The following is a 5,666-nucleotide window of genomic DNA, read 5'->3' as shown; positions in this document are numbered from 1 at the left end:
GACGGTGCAGAAGCGAAAATTGCAGCTCAGGCTGAACAGGCTGGTGCAAGCTCCTACAAAATTACCCAGGCTTATTCCGGTAACCGCGTGCACATGACCGCTGAACTGAACAAATAAGCGATAAGCACCTGTCGAAAGAGCGCCCTTGAGGCGCTTTTTTTGTTTCTGCCATAGATCCCCACGCATCGCTCCCTTCTTAAGATAAAAATATGTGTCGATGTTCACATTTTTGCGCTCTCATAAAAGCGCCATCAACTCTAAAAACCATTTTTTTATTTATGGGTATTAATCCATAAAATAACTTCCTGATAATTAAAGTTTTTAACTAATAAATGTCGCTTTGATCTCATTTTAAAAATGAGATTTAAATCACAAAAAACACCGGTTTTTATTATGTGTCAATATTAGGTCTGGCTTTAATTATCGCAATTATGTGATCTTCGTTGCAAATAGAGGTCTTGAAGTCAGGGAAAAATGCTTTCACGGAAACAGGTGAGGGCAGAAGATGAAAATCGGTATTGTCATTAGCGGCGGAGATGTCTCCGGAATAAATAATTTTATTTTCCAGGTCGCGAGACTCGCCTGTGCACAGATCACACTATTTAACGGCGGCATACCGGGTTTATTAGATAAAGATCACCGAGAGGTCTCATGGTCAGATTTAGTAGATTTTTCCATTTCCTCTATTCCTATTATTACATCCGGACGTACGGCACGAAATTTACAGAGAAGTGAGTACGAAACCATCGCGAGAAAAATAAAGTCGCTACGTATTGATGTGCTGATTATGGCTGGAGGTGATGGTAGCCTGCAATTCCTGAATACGCTCAGCGAATTTGATATTAACTGCTTTGGCGTGGGTATGACGATCGACAATGATGTTTATGGCAGCGACTACACAATTGGTTTTTCTACCGCCTGTGAGCAAATTATCAAAGAAGTATCGCGCCTAAGAAATACCGGTAGGGCACTTCCTGGTCGTGTTTTTATGGCAGAGATTCTGGGGGGATATTGCGGTGAGCTAACGCTGCAATCGGCGATAAAATCAAACGCCGATATAGCGCTGATCCCAGAAGCGCAGATCCCTCTGGACGCTCTTGCTAAGCGCGTTAAGCAAAAACTGGCTAGCCAAAATAGTGTCGTCATTCTGTGTTCGGAAGGTTACACACGAGAGTACTCTCCAGGCTTTCAGGGCGCAATAGATACCATGATAAAACAACTTGAACCGCGTATTGGCGTCCGTATTCGTAAAACTATTATTGGGTACGGTTTACGCAGTGGCGACCCAACATGTGAGGAAATTTATCAGGGTACAATTATGGCGAATGAAGTGGTTCGCTGTATTCAATCTGGTATGAAAAATAAAGCTGTTATTATTAATTCAAGCAATAAACCTATTCCGATTGATTTAGTCAGTATGAAAAAACGTCTGGTTGATACCGACGGACATTATTATAAATTTGCCAAACAACTCAATATAATTTGAGGAGACCCTACATGCTGAAAATTCTCTGCGTATGTGGCTGCGGCCTCGGCTCAAGCTTTGCTATTGAAATGACCGCCAAGGCCGTTTTAAAGAAGCTGGAAATTCCGGCACATATTGAACACACCACGGTTTCTGAGGCCGGGGCATTTAAATCTGACATGATTCTGACGCAAAAAACCTTTGCCGATATTCTGACAGCCGATGCCAGCGAAGAAGAGATAAAACGCGTGGTGATATTAAATAAACTGACGGACAAAGATGAGATCGAACAAAAGATTGTCGCGTTTTTAAATGAACGTAATTTACAGGTAGCCGACTATGAATAGCGTCGTTGAGTTTATCGTCAAAGATTTGCTCGGGCAGGCTTCAATACTCATTGCCTTTATTGCGATGCTGGGGCTTATCCTACAGAAAAAATCACCGGGCAAGACGGCTGAGGGCACGTTTAAAACCCTGCTCGGTTTTTTAATCATGATGGCGGGTATCAACATCATTGTGGCTACGCTGACGTTTCTGAATGACATCTTCACTCAGGGCTTTGGTATGAAGGGCTACATTACCGATGTCGCGGCGATTGCCGGTTTGGCCAACCGTGAGTTGGGATCTGAAGTGGCGCTGACCCTGCTGGTGATTTTTGCCGTCAACATCATCATCGCTCGTCTGACGCCGCTGAAATATATCTTCCTGACCGGCCAGGCGCTGCTGTGGATGGCGACTATTGGCGCAGTTATCGGCTATAAAGCCGGGCTGACGGGGCTGCCGCTGATTTTAACCGGTGGGATCTTCGGTGGCGTAATGGCGGTACTGATGCCCGCGCTGGCACAACCGGTGGTTCGGCGTATCACCGGCTCGGATGATGTCGCGTTGGGGCACTTCTGCACCATTGGTTACCTGGTGCAGGCGGCGGTCGCAAAAGTGGTCGGCAAAGGCTCTCGCTCTACGGAAGATCTTGAATTACCGGATAACTTCAAGTTTCTGCAGGACACCTATCTCGCCATGGCGGTGGTGATGGTACCGATGTACCTCATCCCGGCATTGGCGGCAGGCCCGGCGTATATCGGCCAGTTTTCTAACGGGATTAACTACCTGATGTACGCCTTTATGCAGTCCATTCAATTTGTGGCTGGGGTCTTTGTTCTCTATAGCGGCGTGCGCCTGCTGCTCAATGAACTGGTGCCAGCGTTTCGCGGTATTGCGATGCGCATCGTCCCCGACGCCAAGCCGGCGCTGGATTGCCCGGTGCTGTTCCCTTATGCGCCTAACGCAGTGATTGTCGGCTTCCTGGCGACCACTGTCGGTTCGATCATCGGCATGCTGGTCTTCCCGATGTTCGGTCTGGCGATGATTCTGCCCGGCCTGCTCACTAACTTTTTTGCGGGCGGCACGGCGGGCGTATTCGGCAATGCGCTGGGAGGTCGTCGCGGGGCGATGATCGGCGGAGTGGTGCACGGACTGTTTATCACCTTCCTGCCCGCCATCCTGGTGCCGATGCTTGAAAGTTACGGCTTTACCGGCGTGACGTTCAGCGATTCGGATGTGATTAGTTCAGGGCTGGTATTAGGACATGCCTTCCAGAATAACTGGTTATTTGTCGCGTTGTTTATTGTCTTTGTCGCCGCACTGGCATGGTTTGTAAACGGTAAATCAGCTAAGCCGAAAGGGGAAAACATTCATGAGTCTGTATAACTTCAACGATATTCTTAAAATTGCCCAGCAGAGAAATTTTAAAGCTATCGGATCGTTTAATTTGCACTGTATTGAAATGCTGCCCGCTTTTTTCAAAGCCGCACAACAGAGTAATAGCCCGCTAATGATCCAAATCTCCACTGGAACGGCGGAATATCTAGGTTATCGTTTATTAGTCGATGCGGTTAGCTCGCTGGCAGAAAGTGAAAATGTGCCAACCTGCCTGCATCTGGATCACTGCTCAGACATCAGCGCTATTGAAACGGCAATGAACGCCGGGTTCTCGTCGGTTATGTATGACGGTTCCCATCTCAACCTGGAGGATAATATCGGTAACACGCGCATAGTGGTTGAAATGGCGCGCCCACGCAATATTACCGTGGAAGGTGAACTGGGTGCCATTGGTGGTTCCGAAGACGGCAAAGCCGTTGCGGTAGAGGATATCTGTTTCACCACGGTAGAGGATGCCAAACGCTTCGTCGATGAAACTCGGGTCGATATGCTGGCGGTTTCCGTCGGGACGGTGCATGGGCTGTATACTGGCAAGGCGAAAATACAGCACCAGCGGCTTAAGGAGATTAGCGCGGCTACCGGCGTACCTTTGGTGTTGCATGGTGGCACTGGCGTGAGTGACGAGGATATGCGCCTGGCGGTGACTGAGGGAATTAACAAAGTCAACGTCGGCACAGAAATGAATGTGCAGTGGGTTGATCAATGCAAAACCGCCTTTGAAAAAGGCAAAGTAAATGACAGCGTGCGGAAGTTTTTAATTCCAGCAAATAATGCTGTCACTCATGTATTAATGGAAAAGATCGCTTTATTTAAATAAACGTCTCTTTATTACTCGATATTTCGTTACCCTGTTGTTCATCAGGGAGGGGATTCGCTATGTTTGAATCATTGAAAACGTTGTGGAAAAAACAAAATACTTCATCGGAAGATTATGATGAGCAGTCGCTTCTGCTGTCGGCTGAAATATCCCGATTAGAAGATGAATTACAGGGTAACCCGAGTGATGGTGAAATACAGAAAGCATTAATGTTGATTTATAACCGAGCGTTGTCGGTATACGCCAAAAGTAAGACGCACCGACAGGAAATTGACGCACTGTTTATTCGTATCGATGAATTACGCAACATTATTCGCCGTAATATTTAGGGAGTGGGTATGACGATAAAAGAGCTACTCATCGAAGCCGATGCGATTCAGGTTGGTGTCACTGAGTCAGACTGGCAGAAGGTGATCCAACTGGCGGCCACGCCGCTGATTGAAAACGGCTATATCTCGGCTAATTACGGCCAGGCCGTTATTGAGAACACCCTGAACCACGGCGCGTATTACGTGTTTGACGAAGGGGTTGCCATTCCACATGCGCGCCCTGAGTGCGGCGTGAAGCGGAACTGTTTTAGCCTGGTACTGTTAGAAAAACCGATCCGGTTTGCCGAAAGTGAAGCCGCTGATATTGTCATTATGTTCGGCGCGCAGGACAGTAATGCGCATATTGAAGAGGGGATCCGCGCCATTATCTCGCTGCTTGATAACGATGAGCGCATGGCCAAACTGCGTGCGGCGAACTCGAAAGAGGAGGTCGTGGCGCTGCTATGAAAAGAGATCTTACGGCAAACTGTAAAACTGTCATTCTGGTGAACGGCATACCCGCCTCTGGCAAGAGCACCATTGCCCGGCAGCTTTCTCAGACTTTTGGCCTGCCGCTGCTGACAATCGACGGAATCAAAGAGCCCTTTATGGCGCGCTTTACCGATATTGACCGCCCCTTCAACCGCCAGCTCGGCTGCGCTGCCTACGAGGCTATCTGGTCGATTGTGGGACAGTCTCCGGCGGGCTGTGTCTGGGTAATTGATGCCTGGTTTGGTTTCCAGCCTAAAGAGATGCTGCAGCGATTAGCCCAGGACGCCGGGGTTGGGCGGGTTATCGAAGTCTGGAACCAGATCCCTCCTGAGGTCGCGGTAGCACGCTACGCGCAGCGGTTAGCGCAGCGCTTGCCGGGTCATCCAGGAGAAGAGTATCTACCTGAACTGGCGCTGCTGGCCGAGCGAGCCGAGCCCATGCGTCTGGGGGCCGTGTACTGTGTCGATCAACAGGTGCAGCCCGATATTGGAGAGGTCTGCGACTGGATTGATGCACAGGTGCGATAGCACCGTAATATTAATCAATTTATTTGAAGGATGACAACAAATCCTTCCGCTTTTAGTTGAACGATGTGAGGACTATTATTTATCACATCAAGGCAACACGCCTTACACAAACAATCAACTTAAAGGGTTTATATCATGAAAAGCATCAAAACTTTTGTCGCAGTTATCGCTCTTGCCGCTTCTTTCGGTACTTTCGCAGCTCAGACCGTGACCGCAACCGCCTCTACCATTGACGGTGCAGAAGCGAAAATTGCAGCTCAGGCTGAACAGGCTGGTGCAAGCTCCTACAAAATTACCCAGGCTTATTCCGGTAACCGCGTGCACATGACCGCTGAACT

9 protein-coding genes are annotated in these 5,666 nt (G+C 48.4%); all 9 read left to right on the top strand.

Annotation, left to right across the window (positions count from 1 at the left end):
* Nucleotides 1-117: DUF1471 domain-containing protein (locus tag RDN66_RS13915; RefSeq protein ID WP_308537927.1), on the top strand; the 117-nt coding region annotated here is incomplete at its 5' end.
* 388 nt (nucleotides 118-505) lie between these two features.
* Nucleotides 506-1,486, top strand: coding sequence for a 6-phosphofructokinase (locus tag RDN66_RS13910; protein WP_308537926.1), 981 nt, complete (start codon nucleotides 506-508; stop codon nucleotides 1,484-1,486).
* Between the two features lie 11 nt (nucleotides 1,487-1,497).
* Complete coding sequence (locus RDN66_RS13905) at nucleotides 1,498-1,812, top strand: PTS sugar transporter subunit IIB (protein ID WP_185668838.1); 315 nt, start codon at nucleotides 1,498-1,500, stop codon at nucleotides 1,810-1,812.
* The gene (locus RDN66_RS13900) at nucleotides 1,805-3,172 is read left to right on the top strand and encodes a PTS sugar transporter subunit IIC (protein WP_308537925.1); all 1,368 of its coding nucleotides are present in this window, start codon (nucleotides 1,805-1,807) and stop codon (nucleotides 3,170-3,172) included. Before RDN66_RS13905 ends, RDN66_RS13900 begins: the two co-directional genes overlap by 8 nt.
* A complete protein-coding gene (locus RDN66_RS13895) occupies nucleotides 3,159-4,001 on the top strand; it encodes a class II fructose-bisphosphate aldolase (protein WP_202216868.1) in 843 nt (280 codons plus the stop codon). Before RDN66_RS13900 ends, RDN66_RS13895 begins: the two co-directional genes overlap by 14 nt.
* 59 nt (nucleotides 4,002-4,060) lie before the next feature.
* Nucleotides 4,061-4,330, top strand: coding sequence for a hypothetical protein (locus tag RDN66_RS13890; protein ID WP_202216867.1), 270 nt, complete (start codon nucleotides 4,061-4,063; stop codon nucleotides 4,328-4,330).
* Between the two features lie 9 nt (nucleotides 4,331-4,339).
* Nucleotides 4,340-4,777: a PTS sugar transporter subunit IIA gene (locus RDN66_RS13885; protein ID WP_202216866.1), complete on the top strand. Its 438-nt coding sequence runs from the start codon at nucleotides 4,340-4,342 to the stop codon at nucleotides 4,775-4,777.
* Nucleotides 4,774-5,328 carry an AAA family ATPase gene (locus RDN66_RS13880; RefSeq protein ID WP_202216865.1) on the top strand — a complete coding sequence of 185 codons (555 nt, stop codon included), beginning with the start codon at nucleotides 4,774-4,776 and terminating at the stop codon, nucleotides 5,326-5,328. The genes RDN66_RS13885 and RDN66_RS13880 overlap by 4 nt, the downstream gene beginning before the upstream one ends.
* A gap of 135 nt (nucleotides 5,329-5,463) precedes the next feature.
* On the top strand, nucleotides 5,464-5,666 hold a 203-nt coding region (locus RDN66_RS13875), incomplete at its 3' end, for a DUF1471 domain-containing protein (protein WP_308537719.1).

Source organism: uncultured Kluyvera sp., assembly GCF_902485085.1.
GTDB lineage: Bacteria > Pseudomonadota > Gammaproteobacteria > Enterobacterales > Enterobacteriaceae > Kluyvera > Kluyvera ascorbata.
The sequence above is the reverse complement of the archived record's forward strand: the minus strand, read 5'-3'. Positions and strand labels throughout refer to the sequence as shown.

Bases quoted from the DNA above. Each gene is read 5' to 3' on its own strand.
- RDN66_RS13910 (WP_308537926.1), top strand. From the start codon at position 506: ATGAAAATCGGTATTGTCATTAGCGGCGGAGATGTCTCCGGAATAAAT.
- RDN66_RS13900 (WP_308537925.1), top strand. From the start codon at position 1,805: ATGAATAGCGTCGTTGAGTTTATCGTCAAAGATTTGCTCGGGCAGGCT.
- RDN66_RS13885 (WP_202216866.1), top strand. From the start codon at position 4,340: ATGACGATAAAAGAGCTACTCATCGAAGCCGATGCGATTCAGGTTGGT.
- RDN66_RS13895 (WP_202216868.1), top strand. From the start codon at position 3,159: ATGAGTCTGTATAACTTCAACGATATTCTTAAAATTGCCCAGCAGAGA.
- RDN66_RS13880 (WP_202216865.1), top strand. From the start codon at position 4,774: ATGAAAAGAGATCTTACGGCAAACTGTAAAACTGTCATTCTGGTGAAC.
- RDN66_RS13905 (WP_185668838.1), top strand. From the start codon at position 1,498: ATGCTGAAAATTCTCTGCGTATGTGGCTGCGGCCTCGGCTCAAGCTTT.
- RDN66_RS13890 (WP_202216867.1), top strand. From the start codon at position 4,061: ATGTTTGAATCATTGAAAACGTTGTGGAAAAAACAAAATACTTCATCG.